Genomic DNA, 508 nt, shown 5'->3' on the forward strand with positions numbered 1-508 from the left:
ATAGGCCCGGGTTCAATCAGGCTGACCTGCAGACCGCTGCCGTGCAGTTCCATGCGCAGTGTGTCCGACCAGGCTTCCAGCGCGTATTTGCTGGCCGCATAGGCACCGCGCCCCGGCGTGGCGACAAACCCCATCACGGAGCTGGTCTGAATAATGCGTCCTTCGCCGTGCGGCAGCATGGCGGGCAGCAAACGTAGCGTCAACTGGTGCGTGCCGAACAGGTTGCTGGCAAACTGCTGTTCGAGTTGCTGACGCGAAATAGTGTTCAGCGGGCCATAAACCCCATAGCCGGCGTTATTAAACAGCCCGTACAGTCGATTGCCGGTCAGTGCGATAACCTGCTCGGCCGCCGCCTCCACGCTGTCAGGATCGTCCAGATCGAGCGCAATGCCTTCAAGCCCCAACGTGTTCATGCGCTGCACATCCTCGGTGCGGCGGCAGGCGGCCAACACGCGATAGCCGCGTTGGTGTAAGTCCAATGCCGCAATCAAGCCAATGCCGCTGGAGC

At 61.4% G+C, this 508-nt stretch carries 1 protein-coding gene; it reads right to left on the minus strand.

Annotated elements, in window-relative coordinates:
- Nucleotides 1-508: SDR family NAD(P)-dependent oxidoreductase (locus J5224_RS35360; RefSeq protein ID WP_264629431.1), on the minus strand; the 508-nt coding region annotated here is incomplete at both ends.

The sequence above is a fragment of the Candidatus Symbiopectobacterium sp. NZEC135 genome, assembly GCF_025962695.1.